Consider the following 19,475-nt stretch of genomic DNA (forward strand, 5'->3'; position numbering starts at 1 on the left):
TTACGTGTTTAACTTAATATACTTTTTCTCCGCCAACATATGTGGCTTGTACTTTGATATTGGGTATCCTGTCTTCTGCTACCTCCATGATATTCTCTTCTAGGATAACAAAGTCAGCAAATTTACCAGCGGTGATACTTCCTTTTTCATTTTCTTCAAAATTACTGTAAGCAGCCCAGATAGTCATTCCTTTTAAGGTTTCTTCTCTGGTTAACGCATCTTGTTTCTGAAATCCTCCTTCTGGATATTGCTTCAAATCTTTACGAGCTACGGCTGCGTAAAATGTATAAAAAGGACTTACATTTTCCACAGGATAATCGGTTCCTAATGCTAATTTACCTGTTTTATCCAATAACTGCTTATAGGCATATGCTCCTTTGATTCGCTCTTCTCCTAATCGTTCGTCTGCCCAATACATATCACTCGTAGCATGTGTAGGTTGTACACTCATTACCAAGTTATCATTTAAAATTTCAAACTCCTCAGGTGCTACCACTTGGGCATGTTCTACACGCCATCTTCTATCCTTTTTATCCTTTAGCACATCATAGTAAGTATTCATTACAACAGCATTTGCAGAATCACCGATCGCATGTGTATTCATCTGAAAAGGAGATGCTGCTAATCTTTTGGCAAGATTCTTAAATTCTTCATTTCCTATGACCATCGCTCCATGGTGATCATGCTTATCCGAATATGGTTTTTTAAGTACAGCTCCTCTAGATCCTAAAGCTCCATCTGCATATACCTTAAAAGATGATACATTAAGCTTTTCTGTTTTATATACTCCTTGTTTCAAATAGTAATCCACATATTCAGGAACATTACTTACCATAGTATACATTCTGATTTTTAATTGTTCGGCTTTCTGTAAACTATCAATTACTGAAATCACTTGTGGACTTAATCCTGCATCATCAACCGTGGTTAATCCATAACTAAAGTTAATTGCTTGCGCATCTTTTAATGCTGTTACTTGCTCTGCTACGGTTGGTTTAGGAAAGATAGCTTCTACCAATTCCATAGGGTTATCGATTAACACTCCTGTTAACGCTCCATCTTTCTTAATAATTTCTCCTCCAGAAACTTCAGTATCTATAGTTATTTTTGCCAGATCTAATGCAGCTTGGTTTGCTAACATTGCGTGACCATCAACACGTGTTAATGCCACAGGTGTTTTAGGAAAAAGACTATCTAATTTTTCTTTAGTAGGAAATTCTTGTATCTCCCAGTCGTTCTGATCCCAACCTCTACCTGTTATAAAGGGTACATTTTTCTTTTCCTGAAATTTTATGATACGCTTTATTACATCTTCATAACTGGTAGTCCCTACCAAATCTACTTTTTGTTGCTGCATTCCTAATCCATAGAAATGACAGTGCGCATCGATTAATCCTGGTAGCACAGTTTTACCTTTTGCATCAATAGAATCTGCAACGGTATATGTTTTACTTAATGCTTCTAAAGTTCCAATGGCTTTAAATTTTCCATCTTTTACTATAAAGGCTTCTGCTTTAGGTTGTGCTTCATCGACTGTATAGACATTGGCATTAAAAACGAGTAAATCTGCTGCTTCTTTAGGTTCTTCACAAGAAATAAAAAGAACGACACAAAGTGTACTTAGAAGTAATTTTTTCATAATGTTGAGTTTGAAATGTGCGAAAGACCAAAAATAAATATAAAAATGATCTTGTAAAGGTTTTATCGTTTTCTTAACTTTTGTTAGAAAATAAATAAGTTAGTTGTTTTAATTTTTAATCAAACTATTTCTTTTCTTCCTCCTTTTAAAGCAATCTATTTTCTTCTTAATTTCCGTAGGTTCTCTTCTATTAATTTAACTTTCTTATTCCAGTATATTTGTGCTTTTTGAGAATCGTATTCGGGTTTCTTTTGGGAACCGGTCTTTAATTCCTTTGGAATACGACTGAGAAAGCTCCAATTTTGATTTTGATCTTTAGCAATCTCACTTTGTTCATCTGGATCTTCTTGTCGTTGTGCCCAAAAGTGTTGATGTGCTAAATACTGTTTTTTAATTTCTTCAAAATAATTCACCAAAGCTTTAGAATCATTTGGAATGTAACCAGGTCCATTACAACCACAAGAATGAAATGTAATTCCTACTTCATACAGTGTACACATATGTTTCCAAGCTTTTACATCTGTTTTCTTTGGAGATTTAAAATCTAGCCCCATATTAGCCATTAAGTTACCACATTCGGGACATCTTGCCAACGATGCGTTCTCATCTTTCTGAGTGCCTTTTCTAATATCCCTCAAAAGTCTTCTTTTAAATGTTTTTCTACAGTTAAAACATGCATAATGAGGTTTATAATTTGCCATCGAATATCGACACATGCTATATTCTTATCTTTTATTTTATAAAATACTTCTTACTATATCCCTAAAGTCTTTATTATTGCTTTCTAAGGACAGCAATTTGTTTTCCAAAAATAGCAGCAATACCTGCTGCCAATCCTCCAATAATTCCAGTAAGTAGAATGAGTATATAAGGATTTCCTCCCATTTGCAATAATTGAGAGATTTTTTTGGCTAAGGTAAAATCATTAGCACTGCTAATCGTAAAACAATAGATAGACCAAAATACCAATATGGCTAAAAAAGGTATAAAAAACACCGCTGCCTTTTTTAACGGAATACTTATAGCTGTAATACCAGCTGCAATCATTATAGACCACCATGGCAGAAAAAGGGATAATACAAACGCTAATATAATGGTTATAATAAAGTTGATACTATTCTTAGTCATGATGAGTTGGCTTTAAAGTTTGTGTTCCTATAATGGCATCCGTAGCTTCGTTAGATTGTAAAAAGTTAAGACTGTAATAGTCTCCAGCTGCCCAATCATCGATAAAATTATCATAATATTGACTGCCAGGATTCCCAGATTGACCACCTGGATATATCCCTAACGCAGTTGGTGGAGAGGTCATCTCTACAATCATTCTCCAAGAAGGTCCATGATCTTCGGAAGTAGCATTAACGATATTACGATCACCACCGATTGGAATATCAAATCTTGAAAAGGCTGGCAAGCTTTGTAACAAATGTCCCGCATAAGTGCCTTTATAGTTTACCCAAGTGTAATCTCCATCTCTTTCTTTTATTTCTTTTAAACGTTTGGCAGCTTCTTTAAAAGCTAATAGAAACAAATCTTTGGATGATTCTGTTTTATCTTTTGTTTCCACAATATCCATAAATTTATGATTTCCACAATTCTTTAATAAATAAATGGTCTGATAGGTGTATGGCGAAGTCAATGCCATATCCTCCACATCCAACTCGTCCCAAAGCATATTGTATAATTTCCCGTACCACTGTCTCCAAATACTCGGACCTACTTCGTCGATATCATTATTAAAGTTCCAAGCTTCTATTTCTTTATATATTGCTTTTTCCTCTTCGGATAGAGATGAGGTCTCCATATGTTCCAGCATATACGGAACTAATTCTGCAGCTTTCAAATTGTAATTATTGTTATGTAACTCTTTAAAATCCTGTACGCTAAACTTATCTTTAGAATTAAAAAAGTCATTAATCACTCGATTTCTATAGGTTTCATATCCATCATTAAAAACATAATAAGGATAGTTTTCATCCACAGGATGTTGATTGGCAGAACTCACAAAACCACGTTCAGGGTTTTTAGTATGCGCATTGAATTGCTGTGGTATAAAGGATTGCCAGTCATTTTCCGGATTACTCCCATCCATCAAAAATTTCCCTTGTCCTTCCCATTTATTTGCAAACTTCCCTTGTATCCATAATGCAATATCGCCTTCTGTTGATGCAAATACAAAGTTCTGCGCCGGTGCATTCCAGTATTGTAAAGCGCTGACATAATCATCATAATTTTTTGCCTTATTAAGCTCAATAAAGGTTTTTTGATTATTACTTCCGTCATGTGCGATCCAACGCATCGCATAGCCAGAACGCTGATTTTCTGACTTAAAGTTTTTATCATATACCACAGGACCATGATGCGTATAAAGTACGGTGTCTTTATAACTTTCTTTTCCTCTTATTTTAATCTCTTCTACACGTGTAATAACATCTTTCCATTGGTTATCATATTTATATTTCGAACGGTCTTCATTAAATGCTATTTTATACCAATCAATCACATCTCTCGTGGCATTTGTTTCTCCCCAAGCGATATATTGATTAAATCCAGAGATAACACCCAATGCTCCTGGAATGGTGGCTCCAAAAGCATTATGATCTGGTGTACTTAATTGCATTACAAACCATATGGATGGCAACTTGAGACCTAAGTGCGGATCATTGGCGAGTATTGGATTACCCGTTACAGATCTTGCTCCAGAAACTGCCCAATTATTACTTCCATTATCTGGATGAGGTTTCTCTATAGTTTCTGTAATCGTATCCAATACAGCTTTGCTAGCAGGCAAGGGGGTTTGTGGTACATCTATAAAGCTCCAGTCTGTCTCTTTAGGAATTACTGGATCCGTGATATCGAAAAAGTCTGGAAATAATAACTCAAAGTTTTCCTTTCCTACGAGTCGTAAAACATTAGTATATTCTAGATCATCATCATAACCTGCTAACATCTTAGTCATATACATCAAAAGCAAGGCTGTTTTTTTAGGGGTCCATGCTTCAGGTTTGTAATCTAACAATTTATATTCTACTGGATATTCATCAGGATTAAGTTGATCGATATAAGCATTTACTCCATCTGAGTAATTCTGTATAAAGCCTAAGGTTGCTGGATCATATTTTTCTAGATACTCCATCACTTGTTCTGCTCCATAAACCATTCCACGCCTTCGCTCTGATCTATCGTAGTCCAAAGCTCTTTCTCCAAAGAGTTCTGATATTCGTCCTGCGGCTGCGTGGGTTTGAAACTCTAATTGCCACAACCGATGTTTTGCAGTAATATAGCCTTGGGCTTTGTACAAATCTGCTTCGTTTTGAGCAAATACATGCGGAATCATCAATTCATCATAATGAACTGTTACTTCATCTTTTAATCCAGGAATAGAAATATCACCTATTATAGCTTCATTCGTTTCGTTTTGCCAAATTCCAGATACAGGATTTAAAAACTTGCCCAAAGGCGGAATGTTACCAAGTTGTGTATTTAAAACGTAAAAAATTCCAATGGTGAGACCAAAGGAAATGAGAAGTTTAAAGTATTTCATTAAGTGTATTGTTATGAGTACTTAAAAATACCAAATATTATTGTAACCTAATGAAATAGCTGGATCTCTTCAATATTTATTTGCTATTAATTCATTCTATATTTTTCTCTATAGGCTGACGGACTCATGCCTTCTTTCTTTTTAAATACTCTTGAGAAATATTGTGGATATTCAAATCCCAAATCATAGGCTACTTCAGAGATACTTTTATTCGGTTTCAATAAAATATTTTTCGCCTCATCAATAAGATATAATTGTAGGTGTTCTGTAGTGGTTTTACCCGTTTCTTTTTTTAAGGTATCACTAAGGTAACGTTGGGAAATGGACAACTTTTCTGCTATTTGCTCGATACTTGGAATTCCTTCTTCCTGTAATCGCCCGGATTCAAAATATGCTGTCAACTGATCATTAAATTGTTCTAACAGATTATTCGACAGCTCCTTTCTATGTATAAATTGTCGCTCATAGAAACGATTGGCATATTTTAAAAGGGTACTTAATTGCGAAATGATGATTTCTTTACTAAACTTATCCTGATTATTATGATATTCGGTTTCTATATTCTCGACTATGGATTCTATGAGTTTTTCTTCTTTTGGAGAAAGGTGTAATGCTTCATTTACAGAATATGAAAAGAAACCATATTTTTTTATTTGCTGTACTAATTCTGTTCCTTTGATAAAATCTTCATGGAAATTTATCGAAAAACCTTTTTGTTCGAAAACTACACTACTATCCCATTGCAAAACTTGTCTGGGTGCTAAGCAGATTAATGCTCCATTAGTGAAATCGTATTTTGTTCGTCCGTAGTTTAAATCTCCTTTTACAATTTTCTTTAAACTTATAGTATAACATTCGTTTGTAATGGGAGCAGAACTTTTTCTCGGACATGGGAGAAAACTTTCTTCATGGGCAAACAATACGCTCAGCATCGGATGTTCTGGACGCGGTAGTTCCATATACTCTAAATACTCCGCAAGTGTTTTAAAATGTTGCATCCCAGTTCTAATTTTTTAGTTCTTTTTCGGCCTGTAGTAATTGTTGGTGATATGCTTCAATTCTGGAATTGGCGTTACTATCAATAAGTACCACCACAGCTAATAATGCGATTGTGACCATACTACCCACTCTCCAACCTGGTTTATCGATAAAAATAATCAACAAAGCAGCAACAATACTCATTATTGGAATAACTTTGAAAACTATTAGCTGATACTCTTTCATGGTTTTCTCAGTTCTTGAAATTTCTGATTGTACAAAGGTAAAAGCGTCATTTTCATAGGCATCTGGAAAACTGGAAATCCTAGACTTATTAGAATATACGAGTCCAAATCCAATAATCAAAAGTAACGTACCAGCTATTAATGTTGGTATAATAAAAGCTTTTGAGAATTCGGTTTTCCCTAATTGCCAGAAACCAATGGTAGCACATAAAAATATCATTCCTAACAGAATAAAAAATACTGATGAAAAAACTTCAGCTTTTGCCCAATTCATTGCTGCTTTCAAAATTTCCATGTCCTTAAATTTAAAAATTCCACTTAAAATTAATTGCTTTTTCCGAGACTTCCCATAACTTCTCAGCCACTACTTTATCTTTTGCGTGAGGTTCTAGTTTACATGCTCCAACGGGACCTGTCCAGTAACCTCTTCCAGTAGGACCATAAAAACCTCTTTGATCTAAATCAGGTTCTGTAGCACACATCAATTGCGGATAGGCTCCTCTTTCTGCAGATTGTACAAATGGTGAAAGCTTCATCAATTGCCAAACAAATCGTGTCATGAGACCTCCACTTGTTTTTATGAGTGAAGTTCTAGAAGCTCCTGGATGGCAAGCATATGATTTAACATCTGTTTTTCCAGCTTCCTTTAGTCGATCTTGTAATTCGTACACACACATAATCTGCGCCAATTTACTTTGGCTATATACGCTATTAGGATTGTAATTTTTATCCCAATTCATATCATCAAATTGTATGGTTTTAATACCCATATTGTACCCCATACTACCTACAACAACAATACGACCTTTCGATTCTTCTATTCTCGGGTATAATAGGGCTTGTAGCAAAAAGTTTCCATAATGATTCACTCCCAATTGACTTTCGAAACCATCAACGGTCAACTTTTGTTGTGGTACTTGAGCAATGGCAGCATTACAAAGTAAAGCATCAATACGCGGAACTGTATTTAATACTTCTGCTGCTGCTTTTTTAATAGAAGTTTGTTCTGCCAAATCCATACGAATGTTTACTACATCTATATGACTTCCTAATGCTGTCTTTAATGTTGAAATGGTATCTTTTGATTTTTTAGGATTTCGATTAAGCATCACTACTTTCGCTCCTTTTGACAACAATATTTTCGCTGCTTCAAAACCAGTACCACTTGTAGTGCCAGTGATGACATATGTTCGTCCGCTTACATCTTTAATCCTATTGGGAGTCCACCCTTTTTTACCAAACGCTTCTGTACTCATTTTTTTAATATTTTATTAAAAAGAATACTGCAAAGTTAAGTGTCACAGGATGTTACTTTCGTATACAAAATTTCGAATCTTGTATATTTTTTAGGCTTAGGAATAATTGAATTCTATAACAATATGAATAATATGTTACGTTTTCCATTATTTAAAGCAGATGAACAAATTCTTGTCATACAAAAAACCGAGATGTTTATGAACATCTCGGTTTTTATAGATATTTGTATTACTAATGATTTACTATTGATTAAGGTAATTCACTACTTCTTCGTAGATATTAATATCAATCCCTTTATCCCATAATTGCTGTACTTTCATCTCTCTAGTAGAAGCACTTCGTGCAGTTGCATCACTTGTTGGAATAATGAAATAACGAACTTTCGAAATACTAGCATTTAATGGACCCGTAGTGGAAAGAGCATAAATGGTAACCAAATCTGGTTCATAAGTATAGGTGATTACTTCTTCATTACCACTATCAAATGGAAATGCATACGTCATAGGATACCAAACATTATCACCAAAAAGTTGGAAATAAACTAAAACTAAAGCATCGTCAATAACTGCTTCTGTTAATGAGGTCTCTGTAATTTCTACAAAATTTGCTTCCTGACCTAAGTAAGATCCTGATGTCCATGAAGGAAAAGGATCTACTGTTACACCTGTTACATTTGCATTCCCATCTTGTCCAGGTTCTCCTTGTACTCCTTGTTCCCCGTTTAATCCGTCCATACCATCTTCTCCTTCACAAGAAACAAATAGTGATAAAGAGATTATAAACGAAAAATAAAATAGCTTTTTTAAAGTTTTCATAATTTAATATTTAAAAGTGTTTTCCTATTAATCTTTCTACTTTTAAAAAGGTTAACATAGAAAAGAATCTTTTTTTATAAATTATGATTTTAATACTCTTACAAGTGATTCCTTATTTCATTTATAATTTCCTTTTGCCCATTGAATCGTAGGGGTTATCCATTCTTGTAAAGGCTTGAATAAAAATCCATGCCCCATTCCTGTATTTAATTCTATTTCCTTAAAATTCTTGATCGTACAAGTGGAGTTTTCTTTTCGTTTACTTGCAGAAACACCAAAAGGATCCGACTTTTCGTAAATAGTTAAAATATTTCCACAATAATTAATTTCAGGAATTTGCTCGATATCACTATCCCGAAAACTTGCTACAAATACAAAATTTAGATCTTGATTATTGGCTAGAGTAGACACATATTGTGCAATATAACCACCTTTGGAAGTACCAACAACCGTTATTTTATCAGGTGCGACTCCTTTTTTTAGTAAACTATTGATTTGATTCACGATTCCAATCGCATATGTACGTGCATTCACATTTCCATTCCTTTGTTCGCTCATCACCTTGAACCCACTCTTTTTAAAAGCGTCTAAAATCTCTTTATACGCTACCTTTCCATATTGCGGATGAGATTCTTGTAATGTATGCTCTTCTAGAAAACGGTTATGTAAAAAGAATATAATACGATCATCTTTTTGTGCTTTACAAGCATAAAACATAACACAAAATAGTATTCCTAAGAATCTATTTGTTTTCATAAATTTCTATGTATAACTGAGCAAGTATTAACAATATTGAAACTCAATAAATACATTTTTTTATCTACTTTCTTAATTCCATATGAAGTATAGGATATGGTTTTCCGGTACCATCCAACTCAGAACGGCCAATAACCTCAAACCCTTCATGCTTATAAAATCCAACAGCTTGCTCATTTTGTTCATTTACATCAACTTTAATTACTTCCATTTGATCAATGGAATATGCTAGTAACGATTTTCCTATCCGTTTACCGCGATAATCGGGATCAATAAACAACATTTCTAAATTCTGTTCTGCTACTCCCAGAAAACCAACTATTTTCTTATTCTCGTTTCGTACACATCTTAACGTTACCGCATCCAAATACGTATTTAAGATCAGTGGTTTAAAATATGCTATATCTTCTTCTTTTAAAAAGTGATGTGTCGCTCTTACTGATGATTCCCACACCTCTACTACTTCTTGATATTCGGATGTGTTAATCGTATCTATGTTGTATTTCATTTTGTTCTATTTGAATATGAATTGATCCTTAATTAAGATCGACATATGAATCATACGTTTTTAACTACAAATATTTTTTAATTTCAGTTTCAAAGCCTGGTTTGCTCGGTCTTAAATCTGCATTACTCAGGATCTTGCCTTCAGGAGATATGATCACATATTTAGGCAAACTTATTCCTACTACTTCCTCATCTTTCACGTTAAATTTTGAATAAATTAAATATGCGAAAGAATCTTTGTTAAATCTACCATACCAGTAGTTATTTCCTTCCCAACTATTTTCTGTAACATACTCTTTCCAGTTGGAGAAATCACTATCAATGGATATAGAGATGAATGTTACATTCTCATCTTTATACTTCTTAGCGATCTGCTTGAACATTGGAGCTTCTTTTATACATGGAGAACACCAAGTCGCCCAAAAATCAATTACTAGTAATTTGCCTTTAAAAGCATCTGTTTCCACAAGCGTACTATCTATTTTAGTAATTATTGCTCTACCAACTTGTTTACCTTCTTCAACCATCTCTAGTTTTTGCTCATCGCTTATAGAGGCTATTTCGCTTTGCTCTGTTTTGGTATTCTTTGTTTCTATAGCCTTGTTGCAACTAAAACATCCTAATACAACAACAAGTAAGAATGGTAGTATAGTTTTCATATCTATGATTTGATTTAATATAGGTATCCCAGACGAGTAAAATGTTACCTTTATTTTTAATTTTTTAGCAACATTTTTGATTAGCTAGGAGGTGTTGGCAAACCTTTAAGCCAAGCGATCATATCGGCTGCAGCATTCTTCATTTGAGTCTCTAAATCACCTCCTGCTGGAACATTTACGTTGCTTTCAATCCAATCTCCTTTATCATCTTCATTATAATCTATTCGATTATAGACGCCTCCTTTTGTATCCTTGCGAACATGAAAATGAGTAACATCAGGGCCACTTTTCCGAACAGTTATATGAATCCCATTACCAGGATTATAATTGTAAGTATTTCCTTTGTTGGGTCCAGTTAACCCGCCACCTCTTAATTGACTAACACTTACTCGTCTCATTTGTACTGTTTGAAAAGCCATTTTTTGAAGAGTTTTCAATTGCTTTACTTTTGGACTAGTATTAGCCATCTCTTGCAATTTCCGTTGTGCCGAAGCCTCTGGTTTATTATTTACAAACTGCAATGTAGATTCTCCACTGCTCTGTTCCTTAGCGCTAGAAGCTGTCACCGATGTATGCTCTTGTGTTTTATCAGCGTGAGTATTCATAGTATGCCCTTTTAGAATTTGATCAATTACCTGTATAGTAGGTATATATCTCCCACCGAAAATATTCTTGCTCTATTTTATTCCCCATTGCAAGAATCATCAAACCTTCTTTAAAGTAACGCAAATTTCCCCAGATAAAAAAACTAGATGTGCTCTAATTGATCTCTATAAATGTTTGATTGCCCTCGAACTATTTCGCGTAACCTTTAGATTTATTTGAAATGGTATAATTCGATTACTTTTTGTACATCGGTTTTATTGGTAATTTCATAGAAATAATGTAGTTGCCACTGTTGGGTTTTGATAGCTTGCTTGTTCTGTGGGTGATCCCAAATTGGATATACTCTAAAACCTCTTTTCCCATCTTTTGATTCAGTAGTTACTATTCCCTTGTTCACCAACTCTTGTTTTGGAAAAACAAACTGTCCCAATCGGTCTTTGTTGGTAACTTGTATGATATAAAAATCAAAAGGATCACTAGCTTCATAAGGTGCTGTGATCCCTTCTTTATTTCGTTTCCAAAAGGTTACAAACTGCCCAACTTTTTTAGGAGTGATCTTTGCGCTTCTACTAATCACTCGCTTTCCGTTTAATAAAAAGGTACAAGCATCATATTCAGTACCTTCAGATTCAATACTAAGATCAGAAATTTCCAAATCACAATGCTCATAGACCATATTTTGTACCGAGAGCAAGTTTTTATTGCGTTTTGTGTTTCGTGAATTAACTCCCAAATCTGGTCATGGTTATAAAAATTAGTAGCAAAGTTAAGATACCAATGATCGTAGTAAAAAGGCCTACTTTTTTAGATTTAGTCCAACCAGATAAGGCAATCATAGTGGTAAGAGAAAAAAGTCCGATAATAAAAGTGATCATCCCCACTACTCTAGCAACTTGAAAATCGTTTAATGACACATCCTTAATATAGCCTCCTGGTGTGGTTGTCATCACAATATTGACCATAGCAAATACACTCACTAAAAAACATCCAGCTGCCAGTGTTGCAGATTTTAAAATACGATTGGTGAGTTTATCATTTTTATCAGCAACCAATAGGTTTGCTACCACAGTAATCGAAAAACCGCTTAACAACGAAGTAATTAAAAGCGTTTGTTTTCCTAATTCATTCCAATATTCTAATGTCATTTCCATCTAATAAAGTTAATTCTAATGATTGTATCTGTATCCGAACACTCACTTTTATTTTGTGATCATCTTGAAAGTTCTTTTAAAGAAACATAAATTCCTATACATAAAAAAACCAGTATGAATATCTACTGGTTTTGGGTGAGATTGATTGTACTTATTTACACTTCCAAAGACACTATCCTCATCTTATGGAAGGGCTTAATTGTTGTTCAAAAAGTTGGATTTTCTCCCTCAATTCTTCTTTTAATTCGTGATCAGCGATTTCATTTTCTAAAAAATTATCATAGAAACTAGGCAATGAAAAATCTGCAGCAATATGAGCACCCAGATATGGGAAATACATCTTTGCAGATTGCAAAACGGTTATACCTCCTCGATCACCAGGCGAAGTAGCCATTAACAACATGGGCTTTTCTCTCCATATCTTCATATGTACTCGAGACAACCAATCGAGCACATTTTTAAATACTGCTGCATAGGCTCCATTATGTTCTGCAAGAGAAATAATAAAACCATCTGCCTGATTGATTAGTTCATCTAGTCTCTTAACCGCTGTAGGTATTCCATTTTCTGCTTCATAATCTACACCATATATAGGTAAAACATAATCGTTTAAATCAATAGAAATAAATTCTACTTCTTCTAAGAAGCTAGTGGTGTAGGATAGTAAACTCTTATTGATAGATTTTTGACTATTGGTTCCTGCAATTGTGATTATTTTTTTCATGATTCTTATTTTTTAGAGATTAGATGATCTACGGACCATTTTCCGCTACCGTTTATGACAATACTTAGTGCCAGACCAATGATTAGAAGCGAATACTCATACCCTTCACCGGCTTGATTGCCAAACCAATTCATAAAAAACCCGTGTTCTAGTTGTGTAGTGACAATAATACCTGTAAACATTCCTGCTAGTGCTAATGCCCAAAATCTACTGCAGATTCCCAGTAGTAATGAGATAGATCCAAAAAACTCAATCATGATTACGGAGCCAGCCACAATACTTGGCAAGCCCATTTGGGTAGTAAAGGATTCCATAGTAGCTGAATATCCATACCCGCCAAAGAGTCCGAATAGTTTTTGTGCACCATGCGGAAATATGACTAAACCTAATGTGAGTCGTGCGATGCTAAATCCAATATTCGGATCTGTTGTTAAAAGTTTGTTTACTAAATTTTTCATACTGTTTAAGATTTAAAAATGTTTATAAAGTTTTTCGATAATACATGCCAAAAGATGTTACTTCTTTCGGATCCGTCCCATACTGATCAAAGTCGAAACCGATACCAAACTGATGTCCTTTCCATGATACTCCAGCTCGTAATTGCTGGTAGCTTCTGGAGTGTGTTTTAAATTTGTCCCAGATCGTTACAACCTGTCCGTTTAACCAAAAAGAGAGATTGTCATTTATAGGTATATTGTATTGGAACTGTAGAAATGCTTCCGCATAGCTAGCAGCTTTTTCTTCGGAATAGGCAATGGTAGGAATCGCTACGAATAAAAACTGCGAATTCTTGAACGTAATATATGCCGATAAACGTTCTGAAAACCCAGCAAAGCTGTTGTAATATATCGATGGACCAATGCCCACATTCTTGTGGACATTCCAGAATAGTGTGGGCTGCACACCGATCTCATCAAAATCTTGGTTTTCTTGGTTATGAAACTTCTGGAAAAAGGCAAGTGTATTAATGCTTAGCGTTTTGCTTTCATTAATCGTATAACTGGAGTATATGGTAAAGTCTGTTTTATCTAATCCAGAAAACAGTTCGATTTGCGCGAATTGTGCTTGCGAATCATTTGAAAACCAAATTATTAAAATCGAAGTAATGATGCTTATTTTTTTCATGCTTCAAAATTCCGACAGGAATGCATGAAAAAAAATGAACTAGTTTAAGACTTTTACATTCGATTGACTTTCGAAATAATTTTACTCATAAATTCTGGAGTAATGCCAATATAAGCTGCCAAGTCTTTTTGGGTAATCCTGTTAATGATTTGTGGATATTTCTTTTTGAACTCAATATATCGTTCTTCGGCAGTTAAAGAGATACCATGATTAGAACGTCTTATATAACTTACTAGCGATCTTTGGTATAGCATACGATAAAACTTCTCGAACTTTGGAATTTCCTGAAACAGCAATTCATAATTAGCTTTAGAAATCCCTAATAATTCCGAATGCTCGGTAGCCTTAATAAAATAACGCGTCGGTTCTTTAGTCATAAAACTAGCCATATCACCTGTCCAAAAATCCTTTACGGCAAACATAGATATGTGAGGCACTCCATCTTCATCTAATGTATACACTTTTAAGCATCCTTTGGTGATGAAATACTCGTAGGTCGTGATATCACCCGCCTGCATCAAAAACTCTTTCTTTTTTACTTCTATTTCGGTGAGTAAAGAGAGGTATTTTTGCTTTTCCAGCTCAGTTAAATCAATAAACCTGGCTATATTATTAAGTATCAGTGTATGTGATTCTTTATATATCAAAGTGCGCTAAGTTTCAATGACTTCAATGTAAAGAATTAATTGGTATATAGCAAAGTTCAAAAAGCACCCATAACGCACTCACTATGCACAAGGATCATAAAAAGTTATAGGTGCTATTCCTTTGTATTTTTTTAGAATAAACCAAAGTAAATACAAATTAAGGCTATGGTATCAAAAAAACCATGTACTGCAACAAGGAACCACAAATCGTATTTACGTAAGTAGAATATCGTTGCTAAAATTGCTCCGACAATACCTGTAACAAGCTGTCCTGTGATTCCTTGATAGCTATGCATGAATCCGAAAAAACAAGCCAGAAGCAATATATTAAGTAGTATACTCATTTTACTTTCGCCAAAGAATTTCACCAACTGTCGCATAAAATAACCTCGAAAGATAATTTCTTCTCCAAATCCTGCTGATGCCCATACGATCAATAAAGCCACCAAACAAGCTGGAAGGTTTCCTTTTAATTCATTAAAACTCGAATAGTCTATCGGAGCTCCTGTGAGTTTTGTAATTCCAGGAACTAATAAAAACACATAAAAAACAAAAAGACCTAGTGCTACCAATGGAGCAAGTACGAATATACTTTTGGTTGTAAATTTTTCTCGTTGAAACCCAAGCGCCAAAAATGGTTTCCCTTGGTATTCTATATAATTAGCAATAATGATTAATATCGAAATAACGATGTTTTCTAAATAACTAAGGGTAATCGGTCCAAACCATAAAAAGAAGATAATTGCAGTAGTAATTAATGGAATTACTATTTGTCGTAAGCTCATTTTGTTCATTGTTTTTGATTTTAAATTCTAAACGAAATAATGAACAAAATCTCTGAAAACCCCTTTAAATACTTATGTTTTTACTGAATGGTCGTAAATTACAACTGAATAGTCGATAATTTTTAGCCATCATTTATAGAAACCAATCCATGAATGCTTTTCGTTTGTAACGACTGATGGTGATTTTAGCAATTGCATCGTTTTTAATACAGGTTTTTAATAAAATACGCAACTTGCCGTTTTCAATCTTTTCAACTTGATCTATGGTATCTTTATGAACGATCATTTGCCTATTGGCTCTAAAAAACAACTGATCATTTATTTTTTCTTCGAGCTCATTTAAGGTAAAATCTGTATTCATGGTTGTCCCATCATTCTTAACGGTATATACAATTTTGTTTTCGCTGTAAAAACAAGCAATATTTTCATAACTCAGCTTTGTCATTTTTATACCATTATCAATCGTAATTTCAGCATCTTTTAGAGACAACTTATATAACTCGTAGATATCCTGAGCATACCATAAACCTATTAAAATAAAGCATATTAGTAAGGTAATCAGTAAACCAATTACGATATAATAGATATGTATATCTCCATCTGCAAGAGCCTCTATAGTAACATTTGCGGGAATATAAATTAGTGTAATATATCCCAAAGTCGTCGCCATAAACCTTATTACTTTAGCGATCTCTACTTTTATGGAAAAATACTTTTTCTTGTAAAACTTAAAATTGAAATGTGCAATTATGGCTACTAGAGTAGAAAAAATAATAGTGAACAGAAAACCTTCTATAGGAAATCTATATGCCGTATCATCCTGAAAATTATCGCTTGCTGCTATATGATTTACGACTAATGAGAAGAGGATTAACACCATGGCTTTCTGTAACCAACGCCATGCTGAACTGCTCAGAAATTTTTGCCATACTGTTCCTTTTTTATGTTTGTTTACTTGTTTAATAGACACGTATGAAAACCTTTTTGTACAGGTTTAAAAGTAAGGAATAATATCAATTGCTGTCATTCATTTATTTTTTATTCTTGGTCGTACTATACGATCAGTAAGGTAGGTATGGAATATTAATAATGAGCTTTTTTATTCAGAAATGTAATTTCATCCCTTCATGGGTAGCTTTAAATCCTAAACTTTGATAAAATCTAATAGCATCAGGTCTTCTTTTGTCACTGGTAAGTTGCAACACGTATGCTTTTCGCTCTTTTGCTCGCTCAATTGCCCATTCAAACATAGCTTTTCCGATTCCAAGTCCTCTTTGGTCTTTTTTAATTCTTACTGCATCTATTTGTGCTCTAATTCCACCACGATATGTCAAATACTGAATAAATGACAATTGCAGCGTTCCAATGATTTCTGCATTTTCATTTTCTACAACAATTAATTCCTGGTTTTGATCCGCATCTATATTTTGGAATGCACGTAGATATTCATTGGGTAATGGTATTTGGTACTGTTCTCTACTTTTTCCGAGCTCATCATCCGAAATCATTTCTACGATTTTGGCAACATCATTTTTTGTAGCTTTTCTAAATATCATTGGTATCTATCCTCATTTATAAACCTTCTTCTAAAGAAACGCAAATTCCCTTAGATAAAAAAACCAGCATATATGAGTTCCTGATGATGTATTGCTACGAAATTGTAGACTTTTCAGCACAGATCTATTATGCATTATTGGTATGTATTTAGGCAAAACTCTTACAGATACCTGTAACTAAAAGAACATATTTGTATATGAAACATAGCAAGAAAAAAGATGCTAACCTTTCTAAATAATGTAAGGTCGGATTGTATATTTTAGTGCTTTTTAGCGTCATTAAACTGCCACAACACATTTACCAATTGCCATTTGCCATTGAGTTTTACAATGTTCATATAGTCAATCCAATCATCTGCAATGAGTTTTACAGAAGCTACTTTGTCATAAATATCCAAAATCACAACTTCCTTTTTGGGGTTTTCGGGAAACTTATCTTTATCCTGATTATAGGTTTCTGCTAGTAGGATCATGGCATCGGTGAAAGTTTCTCTTAAATATTCCTTTCCCGTTTTTTTATTCGTCCAAAAAGTTCTTTTTACCATTCTCGGATGCGCAGCTTGTTCGAATTGCTCAGGTTTTACATTATGCTGAGCTTCAATATAATCTAATGCCACTTGCTTGATTTCTAGAGAATCCTTTTTGTTTTGTCCGTAAAAAGAAATGCTCATTAGACAGAATAGGAAACTGAAAGTAACTATGCTTTTTTTCATCATTTTATTTTTTTGTGCAATGCGCTATAAGGTTGATTATATACCAAGCTATCGTTTTATTCTTACTGTATGTTATTCTATGTGTACTTACTCACTAAAGAAACACAAATTCCCCTACATACAAAAAACCAGCAGTTGTTAGTTGCTGGTTTTTGCTAAAAATTAACGTTCATTTATTTTTTTAGTTAAAGTTTGCTGTCGTTGGAATGATAACCTTTGTTTACATTTTTCTAATTGCAGTTTTTAAGAAACTATGAAGTTGCAAACTTCGTAGCGCTGCAGTAATTAACATGAATTCGACGTGAGAAAATTTACGTCAGTCAGCGTGTCCGCCGAAGGCGAGATGTATCGAAGACAAGTAAATTTTAGGTAAAAGCCTAATTTCGATACTATTTTTCTTCATTCTATTGCGAAAAATCACTCAATTTGACGGCTTTTAAGAATTTAAAAATTACATCAAATTCACTTCAATTAAACATGCAACTTCTTACCTATCGACATGTTTATTGCCTTTTCTGCTTGCTTTATATGCCTTTGATTATGATATATGACCACTCTAAACGTATCTCCTAATCTCAATTTGATGAATCGTGAAATCGAAATTGCAGTTTTCGTTTTGTCAAGATTTACATCTTTGGACTGATCTAAAAGTGCTAGTATCTGATGTTGTTGTTGTATAAACTTGTCTATAGTTTTAAGATCTAATTCTGAGTGCAGAGGATTCATAGATGTAAAGGTTTTCATTTTCTTTACATTCTCATTATAAGAAACGGACTTGCTAAAATATGTACCCAACCAATTACTTTTAAAAATTTCAGAAGGCTTGTGTGTAGAAGTTTGTATTTTGACAGTGATTTCTGGAATATAAAAATCTCCATACCTATTTAGATGTTCGATACATTCTAAAGCGCTCCAACTTTCTGAAGCTGGCTTCCAATTTAGATCAGTGAAAGATTCCTTTTTTAATTGTTCTGCACCGTTTAAGTTCGCTCGTGTAATTTCTAATAAGTCTTGTAATAATTTTTTAGTCGCTATTGCCATTACCTTTATTTTATTACAAATGTCAACAGAGATTTTTAAAAAAAAATTGATTGAAATTAAGATTTTTTAATTCTAGAAAGTGTTTCTGGTGTCATTCTTAAATACGAAGCAATATATTTATTCGGTATCTCCTGAAATAGTTGTGGACTTCGTTTTAAAACTCTCTTATAGCGCTCCACAGGAGATGATGTTAGAATATCTCTTTCTCTTTCCATTTGCTGCAATACAAAATTTTCTAAAACAGAAAGCCATAGTTCTTTATTCTCAGATGATGATTCGATAAAGGATATATACTTTTTCTTACTGATGACATTAACATTCGTTTTTTTTAATGCTTGTATATAGAAATCTGACGGTTGTTCATTTAAGAAAGAATCTAAAGATGCTATTAAGTTATTTTTATACCCAAATCTTATGGTATGTTCTTCGTATTCATCGATTACAAATATTCGTAAACTTCCACTTTTTATTAAATAAATATTGGTATCGATAGTCCCCTTTACCTTTAGGTATTCATTGCGTTCTAATACTATTTCTCTATCCCAAAGCTTTTGGTTGTTTATTTTATCAATTAAGTTTGAAATAGGATTCATATTAGCTTGCAGGTACCATAGCATGATATCAGTCTATGGATATATGGGTATAATATGTTGTTTTATTTGTACTTATTTTGCATATACTCCTTAAAGAAACGCAAATTCCCCTATTTAACGTGAATTCGACCTAA

General features: G+C 33.7%; 24 protein-coding genes. All 24 read right to left on the reverse strand.

Going from position 1 to position 19,475, the window contains the following annotated elements:
* Positions 1-13 precede the first annotated feature (13 nt).
* The 24 genes from Q1A73_RS21630 to Q1A73_RS21745 all read right to left on the reverse strand — a co-directional run bounded on the left by Q1A73_RS21630 (position 14) and on the right by Q1A73_RS21745 (position 19,341).
* Entirely contained in the window at positions 14-1,639 is a 1,626-nt protein-coding gene (locus Q1A73_RS21630) for an amidohydrolase (RefSeq protein WP_299610068.1), read from the reverse strand.
* Positions 1,640-1,794: 155 nt separating this feature from the next.
* Positions 1,795-2,277, reverse strand: a complete 483-nt coding sequence (locus Q1A73_RS21635; RefSeq protein WP_299610070.1) for a hypothetical protein — start codon at positions 2,275-2,277, stop codon at positions 1,795-1,797.
* Between the two features lie 136 nt (positions 2,278-2,413).
* Positions 2,414-2,767 carry a hypothetical protein gene (locus Q1A73_RS21640; RefSeq protein ID WP_299610073.1) on the reverse strand — a complete coding sequence of 118 codons (354 nt, stop codon included), beginning with the start codon at positions 2,765-2,767 and terminating at the stop codon, positions 2,414-2,416.
* Positions 2,760-5,183, reverse strand: coding sequence for a penicillin acylase family protein (locus Q1A73_RS21645; RefSeq protein WP_299610075.1), 2,424 nt, complete (start codon positions 5,181-5,183; stop codon positions 2,760-2,762). Before Q1A73_RS21645 ends, Q1A73_RS21640 begins: the two co-directional genes overlap by 8 nt.
* Positions 5,184-5,269: 86 nt before the next feature.
* On the reverse strand, positions 5,270-6,181 hold the full coding sequence (locus Q1A73_RS21650; protein WP_299610077.1) for a response regulator transcription factor: 912 nt from the start codon (positions 6,179-6,181) through the stop codon (positions 5,270-5,272).
* A 7-nt stretch (positions 6,182-6,188) separates the two neighbouring features.
* On the reverse strand, positions 6,189-6,701 hold the full coding sequence (locus Q1A73_RS21655) for a hypothetical protein (protein WP_299610080.1): 513 nt from the start codon (positions 6,699-6,701) through the stop codon (positions 6,189-6,191).
* A gap of 10 nt (positions 6,702-6,711) precedes the next feature.
* A complete protein-coding gene (locus Q1A73_RS21660; RefSeq protein ID WP_299610082.1) occupies positions 6,712-7,662 on the reverse strand; it encodes an SDR family oxidoreductase in 951 nt (316 codons plus the stop codon).
* Positions 7,663-7,905: 243 nt separating this feature from the next.
* Positions 7,906-8,478: a hypothetical protein gene (locus Q1A73_RS21665; protein WP_299610085.1), complete on the reverse strand. Its 573-nt coding sequence runs from the start codon at positions 8,476-8,478 to the stop codon at positions 7,906-7,908.
* Positions 8,479-8,595: 117 nt separating this feature from the next.
* Entirely contained in the window at positions 8,596-9,234 is a 639-nt protein-coding gene (locus Q1A73_RS21670) for an alpha/beta hydrolase (protein WP_299610087.1), read from the reverse strand.
* Between the two features lie 64 nt (positions 9,235-9,298).
* Positions 9,299-9,742 carry an acetyltransferase gene (locus Q1A73_RS21675; protein ID WP_299610089.1) on the reverse strand — a complete coding sequence of 148 codons (444 nt, stop codon included), beginning with the start codon at positions 9,740-9,742 and terminating at the stop codon, positions 9,299-9,301.
* A gap of 64 nt (positions 9,743-9,806) precedes the next feature.
* On the reverse strand, positions 9,807-10,400 hold the full coding sequence (locus Q1A73_RS21680; protein WP_299610092.1) for a TlpA disulfide reductase family protein: 594 nt from the start codon (positions 10,398-10,400) through the stop codon (positions 9,807-9,809).
* Positions 10,401-10,480: 80 nt separating this feature from the next.
* Positions 10,481-11,005: a hypothetical protein gene (locus tag Q1A73_RS21685; RefSeq protein ID WP_299610095.1), complete on the reverse strand. Its 525-nt coding sequence runs from the start codon at positions 11,003-11,005 to the stop codon at positions 10,481-10,483.
* A gap of 212 nt (positions 11,006-11,217) precedes the next feature.
* Positions 11,218-11,700, reverse strand: a complete 483-nt coding sequence (locus Q1A73_RS21690) for a MepB family protein (RefSeq protein ID WP_299610096.1) — start codon at positions 11,698-11,700, stop codon at positions 11,218-11,220.
* Positions 11,701-11,728: 28 nt separating this feature from the next.
* Complete coding sequence (locus Q1A73_RS21695; RefSeq protein WP_299610098.1) at positions 11,729-12,157, reverse strand: hypothetical protein; 429 nt, start codon at positions 12,155-12,157, stop codon at positions 11,729-11,731.
* Positions 12,158-12,335: 178 nt separating this feature from the next.
* Complete coding sequence (locus tag Q1A73_RS21700; protein ID WP_299610100.1) at positions 12,336-12,881, reverse strand: NAD(P)H-dependent oxidoreductase; 546 nt, start codon at positions 12,879-12,881, stop codon at positions 12,336-12,338.
* 5 nt (positions 12,882-12,886) lie between these two features.
* Positions 12,887-13,339 (reverse strand): DoxX family protein, encoded by a 453-nt coding sequence (locus Q1A73_RS21705; protein ID WP_299610102.1) that lies wholly within the window; start codon positions 13,337-13,339, stop codon positions 12,887-12,889.
* 22 nt (positions 13,340-13,361) lie between these two features.
* Complete coding sequence (locus Q1A73_RS21710; protein WP_299610103.1) at positions 13,362-14,006, reverse strand: hypothetical protein; 645 nt, start codon at positions 14,004-14,006, stop codon at positions 13,362-13,364.
* Positions 14,007-14,059: 53 nt separating this feature from the next.
* On the reverse strand, positions 14,060-14,653 hold the full coding sequence (locus Q1A73_RS21715) for a Crp/Fnr family transcriptional regulator (protein ID WP_299610106.1): 594 nt from the start codon (positions 14,651-14,653) through the stop codon (positions 14,060-14,062).
* 131 nt (positions 14,654-14,784) lie between these two features.
* Positions 14,785-15,438 carry a CPBP family intramembrane glutamic endopeptidase gene (locus Q1A73_RS21720; RefSeq protein WP_299610109.1) on the reverse strand — a complete coding sequence of 218 codons (654 nt, stop codon included), beginning with the start codon at positions 15,436-15,438 and terminating at the stop codon, positions 14,785-14,787.
* A gap of 133 nt (positions 15,439-15,571) precedes the next feature.
* On the reverse strand, positions 15,572-16,408 hold the full coding sequence (locus Q1A73_RS21725) for a LytTR family DNA-binding domain-containing protein (protein ID WP_299610112.1): 837 nt from the start codon (positions 16,406-16,408) through the stop codon (positions 15,572-15,574).
* Between the two features lie 133 nt (positions 16,409-16,541).
* Positions 16,542-16,994, reverse strand: a complete 453-nt coding sequence (locus tag Q1A73_RS21730; RefSeq protein ID WP_299610115.1) for a GNAT family N-acetyltransferase — start codon at positions 16,992-16,994, stop codon at positions 16,542-16,544.
* 260 nt (positions 16,995-17,254) lie between these two features.
* Complete coding sequence (locus tag Q1A73_RS21735; protein WP_299610118.1) at positions 17,255-17,707, reverse strand: nuclear transport factor 2 family protein; 453 nt, start codon at positions 17,705-17,707, stop codon at positions 17,255-17,257.
* Between the two features lie 471 nt (positions 17,708-18,178).
* Positions 18,179-18,748: a DinB family protein gene (locus tag Q1A73_RS21740; RefSeq protein ID WP_299610121.1), complete on the reverse strand. Its 570-nt coding sequence runs from the start codon at positions 18,746-18,748 to the stop codon at positions 18,179-18,181.
* 56 nt (positions 18,749-18,804) lie between these two features.
* On the reverse strand, positions 18,805-19,341 hold the full coding sequence (locus Q1A73_RS21745; RefSeq protein WP_299610123.1) for a Crp/Fnr family transcriptional regulator: 537 nt from the start codon (positions 19,339-19,341) through the stop codon (positions 18,805-18,807).
* Positions 19,342-19,475 lie beyond the last annotated feature (134 nt).

Origin of the sequence: uncultured Aquimarina sp. (assembly GCF_947492115.1) — a bacterium.
GTDB lineage: Bacteria > Bacteroidota > Bacteroidia > Flavobacteriales > Flavobacteriaceae > Aquimarina.

Bases quoted from the DNA above. Each gene is read 5' to 3' on its own strand.
- Q1A73_RS21630 (WP_299610068.1), bottom strand. From the start codon at position 1,639: ATGAAAAAATTACTTCTAAGTACACTTTGTGTCGTTCTTTTTATTTCT.
- Q1A73_RS21640 (WP_299610073.1), bottom strand. From the start codon at position 2,767: ATGACTAAGAATAGTATCAACTTTATTATAACCATTATATTAGCGTTT.
- Q1A73_RS21645 (WP_299610075.1), bottom strand. From the start codon at position 5,183: ATGAAATACTTTAAACTTCTCATTTCCTTTGGTCTCACCATTGGAATT.
- Q1A73_RS21650 (WP_299610077.1), bottom strand. From the start codon at position 6,181: ATGCAACATTTTAAAACACTTGCGGAGTATTTAGAGTATATGGAACTA.
- Q1A73_RS21655 (WP_299610080.1), bottom strand. From the start codon at position 6,701: ATGGAAATTTTGAAAGCAGCAATGAATTGGGCAAAAGCTGAAGTTTTT.
- Q1A73_RS21660 (WP_299610082.1), bottom strand. From the start codon at position 7,662: ATGAGTACAGAAGCGTTTGGTAAAAAAGGGTGGACTCCCAATAGGATT.
- Q1A73_RS21665 (WP_299610085.1), bottom strand. From the start codon at position 8,478: ATGAAAACTTTAAAAAAGCTATTTTATTTTTCGTTTATAATCTCTTTA.
- Q1A73_RS21670 (WP_299610087.1), bottom strand. From the start codon at position 9,234: ATGAAAACAAATAGATTCTTAGGAATACTATTTTGTGTTATGTTTTAT.
- Q1A73_RS21675 (WP_299610089.1), bottom strand. From the start codon at position 9,742: ATGAAATACAACATAGATACGATTAACACATCCGAATATCAAGAAGTA.
- Q1A73_RS21680 (WP_299610092.1), bottom strand. From the start codon at position 10,400: ATGAAAACTATACTACCATTCTTACTTGTTGTTGTATTAGGATGTTTT.
- Q1A73_RS21685 (WP_299610095.1), bottom strand. From the start codon at position 11,005: ATGAATACTCACGCTGATAAAACACAAGAGCATACATCGGTGACAGCT.
- Q1A73_RS21695 (WP_299610098.1), bottom strand. From the start codon at position 12,157: ATGGAAATGACATTAGAATATTGGAATGAATTAGGAAAACAAACGCTT.
- Q1A73_RS21700 (WP_299610100.1), bottom strand. From the start codon at position 12,881: ATGAAAAAAATAATCACAATTGCAGGAACCAATAGTCAAAAATCTATC.
- Q1A73_RS21705 (WP_299610102.1), bottom strand. From the start codon at position 13,339: ATGAAAAATTTAGTAAACAAACTTTTAACAACAGATCCGAATATTGGA.
- Q1A73_RS21710 (WP_299610103.1), bottom strand. From the start codon at position 14,006: ATGAAAAAAATAAGCATCATTACTTCGATTTTAATAATTTGGTTTTCA.
- Q1A73_RS21720 (WP_299610109.1), bottom strand. From the start codon at position 15,438: ATGAGCTTACGACAAATAGTAATTCCATTAATTACTACTGCAATTATC.
- Q1A73_RS21730 (WP_299610115.1), bottom strand. From the start codon at position 16,994: ATGATATTTAGAAAAGCTACAAAAAATGATGTTGCCAAAATCGTAGAA.
- Q1A73_RS21735 (WP_299610118.1), bottom strand. From the start codon at position 17,707: ATGAAAAAAAGCATAGTTACTTTCAGTTTCCTATTCTGTCTAATGAGC.
- Q1A73_RS21740 (WP_299610121.1), bottom strand. From the start codon at position 18,748: ATGGCAATAGCGACTAAAAAATTATTACAAGACTTATTAGAAATTACA.
- Q1A73_RS21745 (WP_299610123.1), bottom strand. From the start codon at position 19,341: ATGAATCCTATTTCAAACTTAATTGATAAAATAAACAACCAAAAGCTT.